At 64.2% G+C, this 15,643-nt stretch carries 15 protein-coding genes; 3 read left to right on the top strand and 12 right to left on the bottom strand.

Annotated features, from left to right (window positions below):
- Positions 1-58 precede the first annotated feature (58 nt).
- The 4 genes from pnp to JY451_10030 form a co-directional block, all read right to left on the bottom strand.
- Positions 59-2,389 (bottom strand): polyribonucleotide nucleotidyltransferase, encoded by a 2,331-nt coding sequence (pnp, locus tag JY451_10045; protein ID QZH74095.1) that lies wholly within the window; start codon positions 2,387-2,389, stop codon positions 59-61.
- A 197-nt stretch (positions 2,390-2,586) separates the two neighbouring features.
- A complete protein-coding gene (gene rpsO, locus JY451_10040) occupies positions 2,587-2,856 on the bottom strand; it encodes a 30S ribosomal protein S15 (protein ID QZH74094.1) in 270 nt (89 codons plus the stop codon).
- Between the two features lie 25 nt (positions 2,857-2,881).
- Positions 2,882-3,889: a tRNA pseudouridine(55) synthase TruB gene (gene truB / locus JY451_10035; GenBank protein ID QZH74093.1), complete on the bottom strand. Its 1,008-nt coding sequence runs from the start codon at positions 3,887-3,889 to the stop codon at positions 2,882-2,884.
- Positions 3,882-4,568 (bottom strand): site-2 protease family protein, encoded by a 687-nt coding sequence (locus tag JY451_10030; GenBank protein ID QZH74092.1) that lies wholly within the window; start codon positions 4,566-4,568, stop codon positions 3,882-3,884. The genes truB and JY451_10030 overlap by 8 nt, the downstream gene beginning before the upstream one ends.
- A 97-nt stretch (positions 4,569-4,665) precedes the next feature.
- Between JY451_10030 and JY451_10025 the strand changes: the two genes are divergently transcribed.
- Both JY451_10025 and JY451_10020 read left to right on the top strand, forming a co-directional pair.
- Entirely contained in the window at positions 4,666-6,282 is a 1,617-nt protein-coding gene (locus tag JY451_10025; protein ID QZH74091.1) for an AbgT family transporter, read from the top strand.
- 66 nt (positions 6,283-6,348) lie between these two features.
- Positions 6,349-7,932, top strand: coding sequence for an AbgT family transporter (locus tag JY451_10020; protein ID QZH74090.1), 1,584 nt, complete (start codon positions 6,349-6,351; stop codon positions 7,930-7,932).
- A gap of 7 nt (positions 7,933-7,939) precedes the next feature.
- Here JY451_10020 and JY451_10015 read toward each other — a convergent pair whose 3' ends face one another.
- Complete coding sequence (locus tag JY451_10015; GenBank protein QZH74089.1) at positions 7,940-8,521, bottom strand: thymidine kinase; 582 nt, start codon at positions 8,519-8,521, stop codon at positions 7,940-7,942.
- 114 nt (positions 8,522-8,635) lie between these two features.
- Here JY451_10015 and JY451_10010 point away from each other — a divergent pair, with 114 nt between their 5' ends.
- Entirely contained in the window at positions 8,636-9,085 is a 450-nt protein-coding gene (locus JY451_10010; protein ID QZH74088.1) for a DUF4126 domain-containing protein, read from the top strand.
- Between the two features lie 16 nt (positions 9,086-9,101).
- Here the strand turns inward: JY451_10010 and rbfA are convergent, their stop codons facing one another.
- The 7 genes from rbfA to rimP are packed head-to-tail and all read right to left on the bottom strand — an operon-like array spanning position 9,102 to position 15,590.
- Positions 9,102-9,497 carry a 30S ribosome-binding factor RbfA gene (gene rbfA / locus JY451_10005; protein QZH74087.1) on the bottom strand — a complete coding sequence of 132 codons (396 nt, stop codon included), beginning with the start codon at positions 9,495-9,497 and terminating at the stop codon, positions 9,102-9,104.
- Positions 9,497-9,874 carry a PaaI family thioesterase gene (locus JY451_10000; GenBank protein QZH74086.1) on the bottom strand — a complete coding sequence of 126 codons (378 nt, stop codon included), beginning with the start codon at positions 9,872-9,874 and terminating at the stop codon, positions 9,497-9,499. The genes rbfA and JY451_10000 overlap by 1 nt, the downstream gene beginning before the upstream one ends.
- A 43-nt stretch (positions 9,875-9,917) precedes the next feature.
- Positions 9,918-10,082: a hypothetical protein gene (locus tag JY451_09995; protein ID QZH74085.1), complete on the bottom strand. Its 165-nt coding sequence runs from the start codon at positions 10,080-10,082 to the stop codon at positions 9,918-9,920.
- Positions 10,079-12,616, bottom strand: coding sequence for a translation initiation factor IF-2 (infB, locus tag JY451_09990; GenBank protein QZH74084.1), 2,538 nt, complete (start codon positions 12,614-12,616; stop codon positions 10,079-10,081). Before infB ends, JY451_09995 begins: the two co-directional genes overlap by 4 nt.
- A 31-nt stretch (positions 12,617-12,647) precedes the next feature.
- Positions 12,648-13,391 (bottom strand): DUF448 domain-containing protein, encoded by a 744-nt coding sequence (locus JY451_09985; GenBank protein ID QZH74083.1) that lies wholly within the window; start codon positions 13,389-13,391, stop codon positions 12,648-12,650.
- The gene (gene nusA / locus JY451_09980; GenBank protein ID QZH74082.1) at positions 13,372-15,030 is read right to left on the bottom strand and encodes a transcription termination/antitermination protein NusA; all 1,659 of its coding nucleotides are present in this window, start codon (positions 15,028-15,030) and stop codon (positions 13,372-13,374) included. Before nusA ends, JY451_09985 begins: the two co-directional genes overlap by 20 nt.
- Positions 15,030-15,590 carry a ribosome maturation protein RimP gene (rimP, locus tag JY451_09975; GenBank protein QZH74081.1) on the bottom strand — a complete coding sequence of 187 codons (561 nt, stop codon included), beginning with the start codon at positions 15,588-15,590 and terminating at the stop codon, positions 15,030-15,032. The genes nusA and rimP overlap by 1 nt, the downstream gene beginning before the upstream one ends.
- Between the last annotated feature and the right edge of the window lie 53 nt (positions 15,591-15,643).

The raw sequence follows: 15,643 nt of genomic DNA, 5'->3' as shown, positions 1-15,643 counted from the left end.
TTCAAATGGAAAGGGCCGCGATTGCTCGCGGCCCTTCCTGATTACATTGCCGAAGGGCTCAGTCGTCCTTCAGGAACGCGGGCATGTGGTCGGCACTGCCGCCCTGGTCGCCGCCGCCTTCACGCTCACGACGCGGGCCGCGATCACGATCACCGCCGCCACGCGGGCCACGGTCACGGCCACCACCACCGCCGCCACCGCTGCGCGGGCCGCGACGGTCACCGCGGTCACCGCCGCCGCTACGCGGGCCACGATCACCACCTTCGCGCGGTTCACGCGCTGGGCGGGTGTCTTCCAGCTCGGCACCGGTTTCCTGATCGACGACGCGCATCGACAGGCGGACCTTGCCGCGCTGGTCGATCTCGAGCACCTTGACCTTCACTTCCATGCCTTCGGAGACGACATCGGTCGGCTTCTCGACCCGCTCGTTCTTCATTTCGGACACGTGGACGAGACCGTCCTTGCCGCCCATGAAGTTCACGAAAGCGCCGAAATCGACGATGTTGACGACCTTGCCGTCGTAGATCTTGCCGACTTCGGCTTCTTCCACGATCCCACTGATCCACTTGCGGGCAGCTTCGATCTGGCTGATGTCGGAAGAGCTGATCTTGATCAGTCCTTCGTCATCGATGTCCACCTTCGCGCCGGTTTCGGCCACGATTTCGCGGATCACCTTGCCGCCGGTGCCGATCACGTCGCGGATCTTTGCCTTGTCGATCTGCATGGTCTCGATGCGCGGGGCATGGGCGGAAAGCTCGGTGCGGGCAGAGCCCAGCGCCTTGGTCATTTCGCCCAGGATGTGCGCGCGACCGGCCTTGGCCTGATTGAGCGCCGCTTCGAAGATTTCGCGGGTAATCCCGGCCACCTTGATGTCCATCTGCATCGTGGTGATGCCTTCGGACGTCCCGGCTACCTTGAAGTCCATGTCACCAAGGTGATCTTCGTCACCCAGGATGTCGGACAGCACGGTGAAATCGTCACCTTCGAGGATCAGCCCCATGGCAATGCCCGAAACCGGACGGGTCACCGGCACGCCGGCGTCCATCATCGACAGGCAGCCACCGCAGACCGTCGCCATCGAGCTCGAGCCGTTCGACTCGGTGATGTCGGACAGGACACGGATGGTATAGGGGAAATCTTCCTTGGTCGGCAGCACCGCACGCAGCGCGCGCCATGCCAGCTTGCCGTGACCGATATCGCGGCGCGAGGGAGCGCCGAAACGGCCCACTTCACCCACCGAATATGGGGGGAAGTTGTAGTGCAGCATGAAGTTCGAATAGGTCAGGCCTTCCAGCCCGTCGATCATCTGCTCGGCATCCTTGGTGCCCAGCGTAGTGGTGCAGATAGCCTGCGTTTCACCACGCGTGAACAGCGAGGAACCGTGCGCACGCGGCAGGAAGCCGACGATTGCCTCGATCGGGCGAACCTGATCGGTCTTGCGTCCGTCGATGCGGGTGCCGTCCTTGAGGATGGCGCCACGCACAACGTCGGCTTCGACTTTCTTGGTCAGCTTGATCGCGGTCATGACGGTCTGGCCGTCCTGATCGGAATAGTGCGCCTTCACCTTGTCACGGGCTACATCCAGAGCTTCGCGGCGAGCCGACTTGTCGGTGGTGGCGTAGGCCTTGGCCACGTCTTCGCCGATCAGTCCCTTGATCTCGGCCTTCATGGCGGAGTTATCGCTGGTAGCGATCGTCCACGGAGCCTTGGCAGCCTGTTCGGCCAGTTCCACGATCGCGCCGACGACCTTCTTGATCTCGTCATGGGCGAACAGCACCGCGCCGAGCATGACTTCTTCCGAAAGCTCCTTGGCTTCGGATTCGACCATCATTACGGCATTGCCGGTGGCGGCAACAATCAGGTCGAGCGCGCCATTGGCGGCAGTAGCCTGTGCCGGATTGAGCGTGTATTCGCCGTCTTCATAACCCACGCGGCAGGCACCGATCGGGCCCATGAAGGGCACGCCCGAAATCGTCAGCGCGGCCGAAGCAGCGATCATCGCCACCACATCCGGCTCGGTCTCACCGTCGTAGCTGAGAACCTGGCAGATCACGTTGATTTCGTTATAGAAACCTTCGGGAAACAGCGGACGGACCGGGCGATCGATCAGGCGGCTGGTGAGCGTTTCCTTTTCGGTCGCGCCGCGTTCACGCTTGAAGAAACCGCCGGGGATACGGCCGGCGGAGGAGAACTTTTCCTGATAGTGAACGGTGAGCGGGAAGAAATCCTGCCCTTCCTTCACAGACTTGGCGGCGGTCACGGCGCAGAGCACCACGGTTTCGCCATAGGTGGCCAGAACGGCGCCGTCAGCCTGACGGGCAATACGGCCGGTTTCCAGAGTGAGGGTCTTGCCGCCCCACTCCAGCGATACAGTTTTCGTGTCGAACATTGATTTTCCTTCTGACCCGCGAGCCATATTGCTGCGCGGGGCCTGCTTTTCCGGGGAGTCCGTCCCGGTCCGGTGCAGGGCCTTGCTGGCCCCAGGGCCCCTTCACCGAAATGCGAAGGATGCCGGGTGTTGGCACGCCATTGCGACATGCCGATGTACGAAGGGGCGACCGAGTGGGCCGCCCCTTCGAGAAACTCTTACTTGCGCAGACCCAGCTTCTGGATCAGCGCGTTATACCGCGCCAGGTCTTCCTTCTTCAGGTAGGCCAGCAGGCTGCGGCGCTTGTTGACCATCTTCAGCAGGCCACGGCGGGAATGGTTATCCTTGTGGTTTTCCTTGAAGTGATCGGTAAGATTGCGGATCCGTTCGGTCAGGATCGCGACCTGCACTTCGGGGGAACCGGTGTCGCCCTTGGTCTGGGCGTTGTCGGCAATAACTTCCTGCTTGCGTTCTGCGGTAATCGTCATTGTAATCAAACCTTTCGCAGTATCCTCAGCAATTGAAACCCCGCACGATTGTCATCGTGCCCGCGGCCACTTCCACCAGCGCCACCGGAACATCGTCCAGCTTGGCAAGGTAAAGCCCGTCGGAATGGGGCAGATCAGAAACGACCCGGCCCTGTCGGGCCGCCTGCGCGCTTGTCTGATCGAGTGCGAGAGCCGGGATACCGTCCAGCCCCGCCTCCAGCGGCAGGAGGTGGTCTTGAAGTGGCGCGCCCTTACCGATTTCGTTCAGCATGTCCAGCGAAATCGCCTGTGCTTCAGTGAACGGACCAGCCTTGGTGCGCCGTAGATAAGTAACATGGCCCACGGTTCCAAGGGCATAGGCAATGTCGCGGGCAAGGCTGCGGATATAGGTGCCTTTGGAGACGTGGGCGACCAGGGTGACGCTGTCCGCCAGTTCGAGCGGCGCCTGCGGATCGTAGGGATCGGGGCGCCCGAGCACCGTATCGAAAGCGGAAACGCCCAGCGCCGACAGGTCGGGGCCGAGGAATTCGAGTGAGTGGATGGTGACCCGCCGGGTCTCCAGCTCGACCTCCTGCCCCGCCCGCGCCAGATCGTAGGCGCGCTTGCCGTCCACTTTAAGCGCCGAATACTTGGGTGGAATCTGTTCGATCTCGCCGGAAAAATGTGCACAGATCGCCGCAATGGCAGCCAGTGGCGGGCGGCGGTCCGACCGGGCGACGACCTCACCTTCGGTATCGAGCGTGGCGGTCTCTTCGCCGAACTGGATCGTGAATTCGTAGACCTTGTCGGAATCGAGCATCCGCCCGGCCAGCTTGGTCGCCTCCCCCAGCGCAATCGGCAGGACGCCTTCGGCCAGCGGATCGAGCGTGCCGCCGTGGCCGACCTTGACCTTGCCGAACCCAGCCTCACGCAACACCCGCTTGACCGCACCCACTCCCTGGGTCGAGCCAAGCCCGCGCGGTTTGTCGAGGATCAGCCAGCCGTGGGGTCCTGGGCGTGGAGGTGGATATTGGGGCGGGAAAGGCTCAGGCACCGGCGATCCACCCGGCCAGCGCCAGATACTGCTCCATCGCCCACTGCACCGGCGGCAGGACCACCTTCTCGACAATGCCGAGTCCGGGGAACAGATAGGGCAGGATCACCAGCAGCACGAACAGCAGCGGAAAGCCCAGCGGCCGCAGCTTGTCATAGGCGCGCGCGGCACTTCGCGGCAGCAGGCCTTCGATTACGTGGCTGCCATCGAACGGCGGGATCGGGAGCAGGTTGAACAGCGCGAGGAACAGGTTGATCGAGATGAAATAGGCAAAGGCGGTGGGGATCACGCCGGGATCGCTTGGCGAAAAGGGATCGACCGATGCGGCGAACAGGCCCAGCCCTACCGCGCCCATCAGCGCCAGGACAAAATTGGTCCCTGGCCCCGCCGCCGCAACTGCCATCATCCCGAAGCGCGGATTTTTGAGTCGCCACTTGTTTACCGGCACTGGCTTGGCCCAGCCGAACACCGGCAATCCCGCCAGTGCCAGCCCACCCGGCACCAACAGTGTGCCGATAGGGTCCACATGCCGCAGGGGGTTGAGGCTCAATCGCCGCTGCTCCTGCGCGGTGGGATCGCCCAGCATCAGCGCGGTCCAGCCATGGGCGACCTCATGAAAAACAATGGCGACGATTAAGCAAGGGATCAGGATGCTTGCGAGAAGAAGCGTATCGGTCATTATCGTCCTAGATGGGGAATGCGTCTGCGGCGGTAAAGACCTACGCCGCTGCGCGTGTTACGCCAGATCGATCTCAATTGCCGACAGGAATTCGCACATGAACGAAACTGCCGCCACCCCGCCCCAGCCGCAGAAGGGCTTTCTGGGCTATATCGAACGCACGGGCAACAAGCTGCCCGATCCGGTTTTCCTGTTCTTCTGGCTGATCGCTATCCTGGTGGTGATCTCGATCGTGGCCAGCCTTGCCGGTCTGTCCGCCGCCCATCCGGTGGAAATCGACGAGGCGACCGGCACCAACCGGGTGATCGATGCCGTCAGCTTGCTGAGCGCGGAGAACATCGCCCGGCTGTGGGTGGAAATGCCCGCCACATTCACTCACTTCCATCCGCTCGGCTATGTGCTGGTGGTGATGCTGGGAGCGGGCGTGGCGGAACGGTCCGGCCTGTTCGGCACCGCGATGCGCGCGGGCGTTCGCAATGCCCCCAAGACGCTACTGACCCCGATCGTGGTGCTGGTCGGAATGATCGGCAACCTTGCTGCCGATGCGGCATATGTCGTGCTGATTCCGCTGGCGGGCATCATCTTCCACGCCGCCGGGCGCCATCCGATTGCAGGGATCGCAGCAGCCTTCGCCGGGGTTTCGGGCGGCTTTTCCGCCAATCTCGTTCCCGGTCAGCTCGATGCATTGCTGTTCGGCATTACCGAGGCGGCCGTGGAGACCGTGTTCGGAGATTTTACCGCCAATATCGCGGGCAACTGGTATTTCATCGCCGGGATGACCTTCATTTTCCTGCCGGTCATCTGGTTCGTGACCGACCGGATGATCGAACCGCGCCTCGGCACCTGGAACCCCGCGATGGCCGGTCGCCCGGCTGATGACGAACAGCAGGACCGCGCGCTTACCTTCGGCGAAAAGAAGGGCCTCAAATGGGCCGGGCTTGCCGTGCTTGCCGTCTGCGCGCTGTGGGGGCTGTTCACCTTCGGCCCCGGCACTCCGCTGATTGACGAGACCGCCAGTGCCGAAGCGCAGCTGACACCGTTCTACCAGAGCCTGGTCGGCGGCTTTTTCCTGCTCTTCCTGCTGGCGGGCTGGGCCTACGGCAAGGGCGCTGGAGTGATCGGCGATCATCGCGATCTGGTGAAGATGATGTCCGGTTCGATGGGCGACATGGCCTATTACCTCGTCCTCGCCTTCGCCGCCGCGCATTTCGTGGCGATGTTCGCCTGGTCCAACCTTGGCCTGATCCTCGCCGTGAACGGCGCGGATTTCCTCGGCGGCCTGGGCCTCCCGGCCTGGGCACTGCTCGGCGCAATCGTGATTGTGGCAGCCCTGCTCAACCTGTTCGTGGGTTCGGCCAGCGCCAAGTGGGCGCTGCTCGCTCCGGTGCTGGTGCCGATGCTGATGCTGCTGGGCATTTCGCCGGAAATGGCAACGGCGGCGTATCGCGTGGGCGACAGTGCGACCAACATCATCACCCCGCTGATGGTTTACTTCCCGCTGATCCTGATCTTCTGCCAGCGCTGGCAGAGCGATTTCGGCCTCGGATCGCTGGCCGCAACGATGCTGCCCTATTCCATCGGCCTGATGATCGTGGGCGTGCTGATGACCGTGGGCTGGGTTGCGCTGGACCTGCCGCTCGGGCCGGGAGCGAGCGTGTTCATGGAGGTACCTACGGCAGTCGCGCCAACAGCCCCGGCCACCGCCACGCCGTAAGGCCGGGCATAGGGCTGGACCGCGCCCGCCTGTCGTGACAGTCTCTCCGCCAGACGGGGGACAAAAATGACGGCAGCGGGCGCGGCAGCACAGGGCGAGACACAGGCAGGCTTTCTCGGCTGGATCGAGCGGACGGGCAACCGCCTGCCCGATCCGGTGCTGCTGTTCGTTTATTTTATCGGCGTGCTGGTGGCGATTTCGGTCGCCGCCAGCATGGCCGGATGGTCTGCCCCACACCCCGCGGAAATCGATCCCGCAACCGGCACTTTCCGCATTGTCACGGTCGACAGCCTGCTCTCGACCGAAAACCTGCGCCGCCTGCTGACCGAAATGCCCGAAACCTTCACCCGCTTTCCGCCGCTGGGCTTCGTGCTGGTAGTGATGCTGGGCGCGGGAGTCGCGGAGCGATCGGGCCTGTTCACGACAGCAATGCGCGCCACTGTCGCCAGGGCGCCGCGTTTCTGGCTGACTCCGGCAGTCGCCTTCGCCTGCATGATGGCCAACCACGCCGCCGATGCCGCTTTTGTGGTGATGATCCCGCTGGCGGCAATCATTTATCACGCAGCGGGCCGACATCCGCTGGTGGGGATCGGGGTCAGCTTTGCCGCCGTGTCCGGAGCATTCAGCGCCAACCTGCTTCCCGGCCAGCTCGATGCGCTGCTGCTGGGCATCACCGAGGCGGCAGTGAAGACGGTATTCGGCACCTACACCGCCAATATCGCGGGCAACTGGTACTTCATCGCCGCGATGCTGGTGGCCTACCTGCCGGTAATCTGGTTCATAACCGACCGCGTGCTCGAACCGCGGCTGGGCCTCTACGATCCGGCGCTGGCGGGCGATGCACCGCTTGGCGAAACCGCCGGGCAGGTCTCCCCTGAACAGAAGCGCGGCCTGCGCAATGCCGGGCTGGTGGTAGTGGCGCTCGTGCTCCTGTGGACCTGGCTGACCATAGGCCCGAACGCGCCACTGATCGACGCCGCCGCGCCGCCCGAAGGCCGGATGACACCGTTCTACAAGAGCCTGCTGCCGTTCTTCCTGCTGGTCTTCCTGTTGCCCGGATATGTCTATGGCCGTGCGGCGGGCACCATCGGCAATCATCGCGATCTGATCGGGATGATGGCAGAGGCGATGAAGGACATGGCCTATTACCTCGTCCTCAGCTTCGTCGCCGCGCATTTCGTGGCGATGTTCGCCTGGTCCAACATGGGGCTGGTGCTGGCGGTAACGGGCGCGGACGCGCTGAAGGCCAGCGGACTGCCGATCTGGGCCATGCTGGTGGCGATCCTGTTCTTCGGCGCGGCGCTCAACCTGCTGATTGGCTCGGCCAGCGCCAAGTGGTCGATCCTCGCCCCTGTGCTGGTGCCGATGCTGATGCTGGTGGGCATCTCGCCGGAAATGACCACGGCGGCCTATCGCGTGGGTGACAGTGCCACCAACATCGTCACCCCGCTGATGGTCTATTTTCCGCTGATCCTGATCTTCTGTCAGCGCTGGAACCGCACTTTCGGCCTCGGCAGCCTGACCGCGATGATGATGCCCTATTGCTTGGGCATTTTGGCAGCGGGGACGCTGCTGATGGTCGCCTGGGTGGTGCTCGATCTGCCGCTGGGGCCGGGCGCGGGGGTGTTTATGGAGGCGTTGCCGGGTTAGGCGCAATCTACCGGTACATCCCCAGTTCCTCCGCAAAGTGCCGCCGACACAGCGCGACGTAGCGCTCATTACCGCCGATTTCGGTCTGCGCGCCCTCGTCCACCGCTTCGCCGGAGCGCGAAACGCGCAGGTTCATCGTCGCCTTGCGGCCGCAGTGGCACACCGCTTTCAGCTCGACGAGCGAGTCGGCGATCCCCAGCAGCACTGCCGAGCCGGGGAACAGGTCGCCGCGAAAATCGGTGCGCAGGCCGTAACATAGCACCGGAATGTTTCCTTCGTCTGCCAGCCGCGCGCATTGCCACGCCTGCAGCGCGGTAAGGAACTGCGCTTCATCGATCAGCACGCAGGCGAGCGGCGCGGCCTCGTGCTGCGCCATCACTTCGCGCCACAGATTGGTGCCGGGAGTGAACCGCCGCGCGTCCGCGCTCAGCCCGATGCGGCTGGCGATGGGATGTTCGGACCGCACGTCGATCGCGGCGGTCCACAGCATGGTGCCCATGCCGCGCTCGCGATAGTTGAAATCGGCCTGCAACAGCGTGGTCGATTTGCCCGCGTTCATGCTGGCGTAGTAAAAATAGAGCTTGGCCATGCGGCTATGTGACGCATTTCCGTGTTCGCCGCCATCCACCTGCCTTACGGTTTTCGGGAAAAACCGCGTCCGCCGCGCATTGTCGAAAAGACACCCACTTGCAGGAGCACGAGAATGATCCGATCGATCCTCATGGGCCTGGTTGCCGGCCAACGTAGCATGATCCCGCTTGCCGCGACTGCCGCCGCGGCGCGCAATGGCACCCTGCCAAAGGGCGCGCCGCTGGAGCGGCTCATCGGCCATCCCCTCATAGCTGGCGGGACTGTCGCATTAGCAGCGGCCGAAATGGCCGGGGACAAGATGAAAACCGCCCCGGACCGAATCGTGCCGCTCGGCCTGATCGCCCGCACGCTCACTTCCGCCTACGCTGGCGCAGCCCTCGCCCCGCGCGGCAGTCGCGTTGCAGGCGGAGCTGTTGCCGTGGTCACAGCAATCGGCGCATCCTATGTCGGCTGGCGGCTGCGGTGTGCGGCCATGAAGCGATACGGACAGACCGCGACGGGCGCAGTGGAGGACGCGCTGGTGCTTGGCAGTGGACTGGGCGTAGCGCTGGCTCCGCGCTGAGACACGCCAAGCGCGACTATTCCTCGCCCGCAATGTCCCGCCGCACCTTCGGATCGTCGAGCAATTGCTCGATCCGGCTTGCTTCGTCGAAGCTCTCATCCGCCCGGAATTGCAGCTTCGGGGCGAATTTCAGCCCTAGACGCTGCGCCACTTCGCGCTGGAAGAATGCGGTGTTGGTGCGCAGGGCTTTCAGCACCTTGCCTTCGTCCTCGCCCAGCAGCGGTTTCACATAGACCTTGGCATTGCGCAGGTCGGGAGACATCCGCACTTCGGTGACGCTGACGGTGACGGCGCTGAGCACATCGTCATGCACTTCGCCGCGCGCGAGAAGTTCGGAGAGGATATGCCGCACGCGTTCGCCCACCTTGAGCAGGCGGACGGACTGGTCTTCGGGGGCGGTGTGTTTGGGCATCAGGCGTCGGGTCCTGCTTTGGCTCCCGGCCAGTCGGTCGGCAGGGTGGTGGCGGTCGCGCGGGCGCAGAGCGTACCGTCGGGAGCGAACAGTTCGCTTTCGACGAAGGCCACCCGAGCCCCGGCCCGCACCACCCGCGCCTTGGCGGTGAGTTCACCCAGCGGGATCGGGCGCAGCAGCGAGAGATTGATGTCGAGCGTCAGCTGCAGGCGGCCCTTGCACGCGGCATAGACCGCCGCGCCCATCACCTCGTCAAGGAAACCCGCCGCCAGCCCGCCCTGAACGGTGCCGCGCATGTTGGCGAACTCCGGCGGCGCGGTGAAGGCCATCTCGACCGTTCCCGCCTCGGCATCCATGCCGACGAAGCGCCCGCCCATCAGCCGGACGGAGGGCCATTGGAGAATGTTACTCTGTTCCAACCTAGATGCTCACAATCACGAGGGTAACGATGCCTGTCGCAGCGATAAAATAGAACAAAAACTCGATCAGCGAGAGCGCATCAAACGGTGCCATGATCCGGTCCATCAACCGCATACGGCGCCGATAGCTCTCGCTGACGATCTCGTTGTCGTCCTTCTCGCTCAAAGCGTGCGCACTTCCTCGTTCACCTCGAACACTTCAAGCTGGTCGCCCGGCTTGATGTCGTTGGTATCGGACAGCACCACGCCGCATTCCAGACCGGCGCGGACTTCGTCCACGTCGTCCTTGAAGCGCCGCAGCGAAGCGATGGTCGTGGCCGAAACGATGACATCGGCGCGGGTGAGGCGGGCGTGGAGACCCTTGCGGATAACCCCTTCCACCACCAGCAGACCGGCGGCCTTGTCGCGCTTGCCCGATTTGAACACGTCCTTGACCTCGGCGCGGCCAAGCACGTTTTCCACCCGCAGCGGGCCGAGTTCACCAAGCAGTTCCTTCGTCACTTCGTCGGTCAGGTGATAGATCACATCGTGATACATCATCCGCACGCCATCGCGCTTCACCAGTTCTCGCGCCTTGGCATTGGGGCGCACGTTGAAACCGATGATCGGTGCCTTGGAGGCATTCGCCAGCACCACGTCGCTTTCGGTGATCGCACCCACCCCCGCATTGAGCACGCGCACCTTGATGTCGTCGTTCGAAAGGTTGTGCAGCGCCGAAACGATTGCCTGCACAGAACCCTGCACATCGGCCTTCACCACTACCGGCCATTCGATCACGTTCGACTTGTTGAACATGGTATCGAAATTGGTCGGTGCGAGCGCGGTGCGCTGTTCGGTGGCCAGTTCCTGGCGATAGGCGGCCACTTCCCGGGCGCGCTGTTCATTCTCCACCACGGTCAGGCGGTCACCCGCCGAAGGCACCCCGCCCAGCCCAAGCACTTCGACCGGCATCGACGGGCCGGCTTCGGCGATCTGCTTGCCCTGATCGTCCACCAGCGCACGCACCTTGCCGCTCTGCGTGCCGACCACGAAGTTGTCGCCGCGCTTCAGCGTACCGCGATTGATCAGCACGGTAGCGACCGGGCCGCGGCCCTTGTCCAGCTGCGCTTCGATCACGGTTGCCTCGGCATCGCGATCGGGGCGGGCCTTCAGTTCGAGCAGTTCGGCCTGGAGGGCGATCTTCTCGATCAGATCGTCGAGACCCGCGCCGGTCTTGGCGGAGACTTCCACGTCCTGCACGTCGCCGGACATGGCTTCCACCACCACCTCGTGCTCCAGCAGGCGCTCGCGCACCTTCTGGGCATTGGCTTCGGGCTTGTCGATCTTGTTGATAGCCACGATCAGCGGCACTCCCGCCGCCTTGGCATGTTTGATCGCCTCGATCGTCTGCGGCATGATCCCGTCATCGGCAGCCACCACCAGCACCACGATATCGGTGACATTGGCCCCGCGCTGGCGCATTTCGGTGAAAGCGGCGTGACCCGGCGTATCAAGGAAGGTCACCTTGGACTTGTCCTTGGTGGTCACCTGATAGGCACCGATATGCTGGGTGATGCCTCCCGCTTCGCCGCGCGTGACATTGGTCTTGCGCAGCGCATCGAGCAGGCTGGTCTTGCCGTGATCGACATGGCCCATGACGGCCACGACGGGCGGACGTGGACGCAGCGTGTCTTCCGGATCCTGATCGACATCGTGCGCGATATCGACATCGCTGGCGGAAACGCGTTGGATATTGTGGCCGAACGATTCGACCAGCAGCTCGGCGGTGTCCTGGTCGATCGTCTGGTTGACGGTGACCATCATGTCGAAGTTGGCGAACAGTTCCTTCACCAGATGCGCGCCCTTTTCGCCCATCCGCTTGGCCAGTTCGCCCACGGTGATGGCTTCGGGCACGATCACATCGCGCACCTGCTTTTCGCGGACCTGCTGCGAACCGCCGCCGTGCAGGCGACGTTCCTTCTCTCGCGCGCGCTTCAACGCCGCGAGGCTGCGGGCACGTCGGCCCTCGTCCTCGTTCAGCGCGCGGTTGACCGTGAGCTTGCCGGAATACTTCTTGTCGGCAGGATCGGCCGGAGCAGTGCCGCGTTTGGGCTTTTCCTCGCGCTTCTTTTCCGGCTTCTTGGGTTCGGGCCGGGCAACGGGCGTAAAGCGGCGTGCGGCGGGCACCGCCGGAGCAGCGCTTTCGGCTGTCGGAGTCGCTTCGGTCTCCGGTGCGGGATCGCCCGCCGGTTCGCCCGCATCGGCTGCCTCCGGCGCCACTTCAGGAGCGTTCGCTGCTTCTTCCTGCGCGCGGCGATTGTCCTCGGCGCGCTTTTTCTCGCTCTCGGCGGCGAGACGCGCAGCTTCATCCTCGCGCTTGCGCGCTTCTTCGGCCTGACGCAGGCGATCTTCCTCGGCCTCGCGCTGGAGGCGCGCTACGCGTTCCTGCGGGGTCTCCCCGGCGGGCGCGGAGACGCGCTTGGGCGCAGGCTGGGCCACGACCGGAGCCGGTGCGGGCGGCGGAGGAGGCGGAGCAGCCACTGGCGGCGGCGGCGGGGGAGCCGCTTCGCCCGGCTTCACGAGCGTACGGCGGCGCTTCACCTCGACCGTCACCTTGTTGGTGCGGCCGTGGCTGAAGGTCTGCTTGACCTCTCCTGATTCGACCGAGCGCTTCAGCCCCAATGGCTTGCGTTCGCGCGGTGTCTCGTTGTTATCGCTCATGTGCTCGTACTTTTCCTTCAGAATCAATCAATCACGCAGAAGTGCGGGCAGCGGCATCCGCTACCCCTTCCGCGCTCACTTCGGCCACGTTTGCGGCCCCCAGAAAGGCTTGCAAGCGCCCCAGCGGGCTTGCAACCCGCTCCGCCGATCTGGCATCGGCAAGCGCCAGGTGGACGACATTGTCGCGGCCCAATGCCACAGACAGGGCCTCCCGGTCCAGTGGCAGGACTTCACCCCGCATTCCGGACCCTTCGGCATCGGTACCGACTCGCCAAGCCTGGTCCAGCTTGCGCTTGCCATCCTCGCTGGCATCGGCGGCATGATAGAGCGCGGCAACGGCCCCGGCGCGGGCTTCCTGGGCAATCCGGTCGGAACCCAAGATAAGCTTGCCGCTGCGCATTTCCAAGCCGAGCCGTTGCAGCAAAGCCTTCCGCAGACCTTGCTCCACCCGTTGCGGCAGGTCGTCGGGGATCGCCAGCTTTCCGGTCTTGAACGCACGGGAAAGCGCGCCGCGCAACTTGCCCGATGCGACCGCCGCCGTCAGTTCCTCGCGCTGCACACCAATCCACGCGCCGCGACCGGGGGCCTTGGCCAGCGGATCAGGCAGGACGTGGCAGGCGCCGTCGTCGTCGGCAGGCGAAAGCGCCAGCCGCACGAGCGTATCGCGCGAGCCGGTGGTGCCGGTCAGCACACAGCGCCGCTCGCTCCCGCTTTCACAGGAGTGATCGGCCTCGGTTTTAGGCGAACCTAATGGGTCATTGCGAGGATTCCGCATCAGCGGCCTCCTCTGCTTGGGACGCGGGCGCAGCAACTGCTGCGTCTTCGTCCTCGAACCAGTGCGCGCGGGCGGCCATGATGATCTCGTTGCCCTGCTCTTCGGTCAGGCCGAACATGCCGAGCACCCCACCCTTGTCTTCCGCGCGCTGCGGGCGGCGCGGCTGCGGGCCTTCCTCGGTCTTGCGACGGCGCGGCGCTTCGCGGCGCTTGGCAATCAGTTCGTCGGTGGCGAGATCGGCCAGATCGTCCAGCGTCTTGATTCCGGCCTTGCCCAGCACCACCAGCATGACTTCGGTCAGGTGCGGGATTTCGGCCAGCGCATCTTCGACGCCCAGTTCGCGGCGGGTGGCGCGGTGCGCGGCTTCCTGCCGCTCGAGCGCTTCGATGGCCCGGCTCTGCAATTCCTCGGCCAGTTCGTCATCGAAGCCTTCGATGCTCGCCAGTTCGTCGAGCGCGACATAGGCGACTTCTTCCAGCTCGACGAAGCCTTCGGCCACGAGCAGCTGCGACAGCGTTTCGTCGACGTCCAGCTCTTCCTCGAACATCTTGGAACGCTCGGCAAATTCGCGGCTGCGCTTTTCCGAGGCTTCTTCCTCGGTCATGATGTCGATCTGGCTCTCGGTCAGCTGGCTGGCAAGGCGCACGTTCTGGCCGCGACGACCGATGGCGAGCGAAAGCTGGTCATCGGGAACGACCACTTCGATGCGGCCCTCTTCCTCGTCCAGCACCACGCGCGCCACGGTGGCGGGCTGCAATGCGTTGACGACGAAAGTGGCGGTATCCTGCGACCAGGGGATGATGTCGATCTTCTCGCCCTGCAGTTCCTGCACCACCGCCTGCACGCGGCTGCCCTTCATGCCGACGCAGGCGCCGACCGGATCGATCGAAGAATCGTGGCTGATCACGCCAATCTTGGCGCGACTGCCCGGATCGCGGGCGGCGGCCTTGATCTCGATGATGCCATCGTAGATTTCGGGCACTTCCTGCGCGAACAGCTTCTTCATGAATTCGGGGTGCGCGCGGCTGAGGAAGATCTGCGGCCCGCGGTTGTTGCGTTCCACCTTGCTGATCAGCGCCCGCACCCGCTCGCCTACGCGGGCGGCCTCGCGCGGGATCTGCTGGTCGCGGCGGATCACGCCCTCGGCGCGGCCGAGGTTGACGATCACATGGCCGAATTCAACCGACTTGATCACGCCGGTGATGACTTCGCCCGCGCGGTCCTTGAATTCCTCGTACTGGCGTTCACGCTCGGCATCGCGGACCTTCTGGAAGATCACCTGCTTGGCGCTCTGCGCATCGATGCGGCCCAGATCGTCCATCGCCGGGAGCGGATCGACGATGAAATCGCCCACCTTACTGCCCGGCTCCAGCTTTTCCGCCTGCGCCAGATCGACCTGCTTGAAGTAGTCCTCGACTTCCTCGACCACTTCAACAACGCGCCACAGGCGCAGGTCGCCGGTGAGCGGATCGAGCTTGGCGCGGATATCGTTTTCCTGACCGAAGCGGGCGCGCGCGGCCTTCTGGATCGCTTCTTCCATCGCTTCGATCACGATGCTCTTGTCGATCATCTTTTCCGATGCGACGGCATTCGCGATTGCAAGCAATTCGGCCTTGTTGGCGGAAATGGGGCTGGCCATCAGTCCTGGACCTCTTCTTCGTCTGTTGTTTCTTCGATGTCTTCGACGCCCGAAAGATCGAGCGGGCGGGTGGCGGCGATCAGCCTGTCCGTCAGGACGAGCTGGGCCGAGTGTATCTGTTCGAGCGGGATCGCAACCTTGCCCGACTTGTTATCCGCGATCGTCACGGTCTCGCCATCGATGCCAAGCAGTTCGCCGCGCAGCTTGCGGCGGCCATCGACTTCCTCGGTCAGCGCGATCTTCGCTTCGTGCCCCGCCCAGTGCGCGTAATCTTTCGCGCGGGTCAGCGGGCGATCGATGCCGGGGCTGCTGACTTCGAGGTGGTAGGCACCTTCGATCAGTTCCTCGCCGCCTTCTTCCACGGCGTCGATCCGGTCCGAAATCCGGCGCGACAGTTCCATGCACTGCTGCACCACCAGCTGGCCGGTGGAAGGATCTTCCGCCATCACCTGAAGCGTACGCTCCTCGCCGCTGCCCGTCAGCTTGACGCGCACGAGATCGAATCCGAGCGCTGCGGCTTCGGGTTCGATAATCTGGGCAAGGCGGGCGATATCGGCCATTCGGTCTCCAGCGGGTCGGCAGCGGCGTGACAAAAGCGGTTTGGTGCCGGCCC

It is taken from the genome of Erythrobacter sp. (assembly GCA_019739335.1).
In the GTDB taxonomy this organism is placed as follows: Bacteria; Pseudomonadota; Alphaproteobacteria; order Sphingomonadales; family Sphingomonadaceae; genus Alteraurantiacibacter.
Note: the sequence above shows the minus strand (reverse complement) of the source record. Positions and strands in the feature narration are given on the sequence as shown.

Excerpts from the sequence above, each read along its gene's own strand:
- pnp (QZH74095.1), bottom strand. The coding sequence starts at position 2,389 with ATGTTCGACACGAAAACTGTATCGCTGGAGTGGGGCGGCAAGACCCTC.
- JY451_10020 (QZH74090.1), top strand. The coding sequence starts at position 6,349 with ATGACGGCAGCGGGCGCGGCAGCACAGGGCGAGACACAGGCAGGCTTT.
- JY451_10025 (QZH74091.1), top strand. The coding sequence starts at position 4,666 with ATGAACGAAACTGCCGCCACCCCGCCCCAGCCGCAGAAGGGCTTTCTG.
- JY451_10030 (QZH74092.1), bottom strand. The coding sequence starts at position 4,568 with ATGACCGATACGCTTCTTCTCGCAAGCATCCTGATCCCTTGCTTAATC.
- nusA (QZH74082.1), bottom strand. The coding sequence starts at position 15,030 with ATGGCCAGCCCCATTTCCGCCAACAAGGCCGAATTGCTTGCAATCGCG.
- rbfA (QZH74087.1), bottom strand. The coding sequence starts at position 9,497 with ATGCCCAAACACACCGCCCCCGAAGACCAGTCCGTCCGCCTGCTCAAG.
- JY451_10000 (QZH74086.1), bottom strand. The coding sequence starts at position 9,874 with ATGGGCGGGCGCTTCGTCGGCATGGATGCCGAGGCGGGAACGGTCGAG.
- JY451_09985 (QZH74083.1), bottom strand. The coding sequence starts at position 13,391 with ATGCGGAATCCTCGCAATGACCCATTAGGTTCGCCTAAAACCGAGGCC.
- JY451_10015 (QZH74089.1), bottom strand. The coding sequence starts at position 8,521 with ATGGCCAAGCTCTATTTTTACTACGCCAGCATGAACGCGGGCAAATCG.
- rpsO (QZH74094.1), bottom strand. The coding sequence starts at position 2,856 with ATGACGATTACCGCAGAACGCAAGCAGGAAGTTATTGCCGACAACGCC.
- infB (QZH74084.1), bottom strand. The coding sequence starts at position 12,616 with ATGAGCGATAACAACGAGACACCGCGCGAACGCAAGCCATTGGGGCTG.
- rimP (QZH74081.1), bottom strand. The coding sequence starts at position 15,590 with ATGGCCGATATCGCCCGCCTTGCCCAGATTATCGAACCCGAAGCCGCA.
- JY451_10010 (QZH74088.1), top strand. The coding sequence starts at position 8,636 with ATGATCCGATCGATCCTCATGGGCCTGGTTGCCGGCCAACGTAGCATG.